This window comes from bacterium, assembly GCA_040753085.1.
Classification (GTDB): Bacteria; UBA9089; JASEGY01; order JASEGY01; family JASEGY01; genus JASEGY01.
On the sequence record JBFMHI010000221.1, the window covers coordinates 1 to 3,221 of the forward strand.

Here is a 3,221-nt window from a genome sequence, read left to right on the forward strand (position 1 = left end):
CGCTATTTAGGAGTAACCACATCAAGTATCAATTATATTGTAGCCAAGACCGAACTGAGCTCAGTAGGCAAGATGATCTTAGACCAATGGCTAAAATAAATTGCTTTCTACACCACCGTCCCCTATACCTAAATATGTTTAAAAGATTAATACTTGAACCTCAGGATGGGAGGCATACTTCCATCCATTTTTTTCTTCTGTTATTGTCCTGGATATATGGGCTGGGTGTCTTTCTCAGGTCATTTATGTATGATAAAGGCGTCTTTAAGACCCATCGGCTATATTCTAAGGCCCTCTCCGAAATCCGAATAATTCGCCATCCGCCGTCCGCCATGGGATGTCCTAAGGTGATCAGTATAGGTAATATCACCGTGGGTGGCACAGGTAAGACCCCGGCCGTGATAGCCATTGCCAGGGAATTGGTCAAAAGAGGCATTCGAGTAACTGTTCTTTCCAGGGGATACGGTGGCAGTTATGAGCATCGAGCCGGCATTGTTTCTGATAGTAAGCATCTCCGGTTGAACCCTGATGAGAGCGGTGATGAACCTTACTTGTTGGCCAGGAAGCTTCCGGGTGTGCCTGTTATAGTTGGCCGTGATCGAATTAAAACCGGTCGTCTGGCTATGGCCAACTTTGGCTCCCAAATCATCATTCTTGATGACGCCTTTTCTCACCGCCGGATTCATCGCGACTTAGACATAGTCCTCATAAATAGTCTAAATCCGTTTGGAAACGGACGTCTCCTTCCCAGGGGTATCCTTCGTGAAAGCTTGCGATCACTTAGACGGGCTGATTATTTTATCCTGACGAGGGCTGATCAGATAGCGGATGGGGGATGGGGGACTAAGATTGATACCCCGGCAAGTAAGCCAGAGCTTATTAATATCTTATTTCGACTCAATCCAGCGGCGCCTATCCTGGAGGCCATTCACCGTCCCATCGATTTATTGGATCTGAGTGGTAAAAGTCATGCCCTGGAAATGATTAAAGGCACAAAGATTCTGGCCCTCTCAAGTATTGCCGCTCCTGAGCACTTTGAAGCTGCTTTAAGTAAGTTGGGAGCCAGCGAGGTGTCCATAATTCGATTTCCTGACCATCACCCTTACCAGGAGCCGGATATAAGACGGCTTATCTCTATTTTTCGAGAGAAAAAAGCAGAGGCCATCATCACTACTGAGAAGGATGGCATACGTTTAGAGGGGAAGATTAAACCGGCCGAATGGCCATTTTTTCTAATGCGGATAGAGTTTGAAATCATTTCTGATCCTGATTTTATTTCTTCCCTCTGCCTCTTTGGGGAGTTAGGGGAGGGGCAAGATCCCGCTTGACAGATATAGTCCTGTATTATATAATCGTAAGCGCATCGTAACTATTCAGCCACAAAGCCATTAAGGCATAGAGAGAATGATGGAATAGCCCACGGATGACACAGATTTTGGCGGATTCTCACGGATTTTTTTCTAATAAATTTCTATCCGTGTCAATCCGTCTCATCCGTGTAATCCGTGTGCTATTATTGGTAATCTTTGTGTCTTAGTGGCTGAATAGTTACAGCGTCTCTTTTCAATAACTGGTGGTAACCGGGTTATCGGTTAGGAGTGACCAGTAATCAGTTGTTACCTATGCCAAACCAGATTAAGATCCTTCGTATTATCGCCAGACTCAACATCGGTGGTCCGGCTATCCATACTACCATTCTCACCAAGAGATTGAATCCTGAGCGATTCCAATCTTTGCTTGTCACCGGCCGAGAAGGGGAGCACGAAGGGAATATGCTGGATCTGCTGGGCGAGACTGACCTTAAGCCAATAGTGATTGAAGAATTAGGACGAGAGATTAGTCTCTGGGATGATTTAAAGGCCTTCTTCAAGCTCTATTGTCTCATCCGAAGGGAGAAACCGGATCTGGTTCATACTCATACGGCCAAAGCCGGAACTTTAGGCCGGGCTGCAGCTTACCTGGCCGGGGTGCCGTTGATCATTCATACCTTTCATGGACACGTCCTCCATAGCTATTTTGGACCGCTAAAGACTAAGATATTTCTTTGGATGGAAAGGTTTTTGGCCAAAATTACTCACAAGATTATTACTGTCTCTCAAAAACAGAGAGAGGAGATATTGGCTTACGGGATCGGCGACCCCAACAAGGTTATCTCTATCCCCCTGGGTTTGGAATTGGACAGGTTTATTAACCTTGAACCTCTTAAGGGAAGCCTCAGGAAAGAGCTAAACCTCTCGGGGCAAGAAGTGCTGATTGGCATTGTTGCCCGGCTGGTGCCCATTAAGGACCATAGTTGTTTTCTCTCGGCCGCTCGAATAGTCGCCCGGAGACACCCGGAAGCTAAGTTTCTTGTGGTTGGCGACGGAGAATTGCGAGAACAGTTAGAGAAACAGACTAAAAAACTCGGCCTGGAGGATCGGGTTATTTTCTTAGGTTTCAGGGGTGATCTGGAGCGAGTATATGCTGATCTGGATATGGTGGTGCTCTCTTCTCTTAATGAGGGCTTGCCGGTAGCCGTTATTGAAGCGATGGCTTCCGGCTTGCCCGTCGTGGCTACCCGCGTAGGTGGGGTTATTGATCTGGTCGAAGATGAAGCCACCGGACGATTGGTCCCCCCCAATGACCCGCAGGCCTTAGCCGAGGGGATATTGGAACTACTGGCCAGTCCCACGGAAGCGAGTAAGATGGGCCGGCTTGGAAGAAAAAAGGTCTACCCCTCTTTATCGGCTGGAAGGCTGGTAAAAGACATAGAAAATCTTTATGAAGAGTTGATTAGAAATAGAAGAAGAAATAGAAGAATGGATTTTATTCTTCACCGCGGCAGTTTTTTTATTTCTCCTTGACACCTAACTTAATCATGTGTTAAAATTTATCTTAGCTTATTTTCGGGGTAACTACTCAAAACTAAGTTAAGCAGTTAGTTGGGAGACAAAGCAAAATTCCCCCTCCCTTGAGGGGCTTATCCTTACCCACATCTTTTAAAAACCACGAAGAACACGAAGGGCACGAAGATAAAACAAATCTTTTAATCCCATCTTTAAATAATTTTTCGACCTGTGAAATAGGTCTAATAAAATGCAAGAAATTTCCCATCGACATAGATATTCAAGCTCTACTACTACTAAAAACAGGTCGCTCCTACGGAGCTGCAAATATATTGCTTTTGTGAAATACTACAAACAGATTACTCCTACGGAGCTTTATTCAGGTTAGCTCCAGAG

Annotated in this window: 2 protein-coding genes; both read left to right on the forward strand. The window is 45.5% G+C overall.

The features are described from left to right. The first annotated feature begins 134 nt into the window (after positions 1–134). Complete coding sequence (gene lpxK / locus AB1797_13755; GenBank protein ID MEW5768651.1) at positions 135–1,328, forward strand: tetraacyldisaccharide 4'-kinase; 1,194 nt, start codon at positions 135–137, stop codon at positions 1,326–1,328. Positions 1,329–1,622: 294 nt separating this feature from the next. Next, a complete protein-coding gene (pelF, locus tag AB1797_13760; protein MEW5768652.1) occupies positions 1,623–2,843 on the forward strand; it encodes a GT4 family glycosyltransferase PelF in 1,221 nt (406 codons plus the stop codon). Positions 2,844–3,221 lie beyond the last annotated feature (378 nt).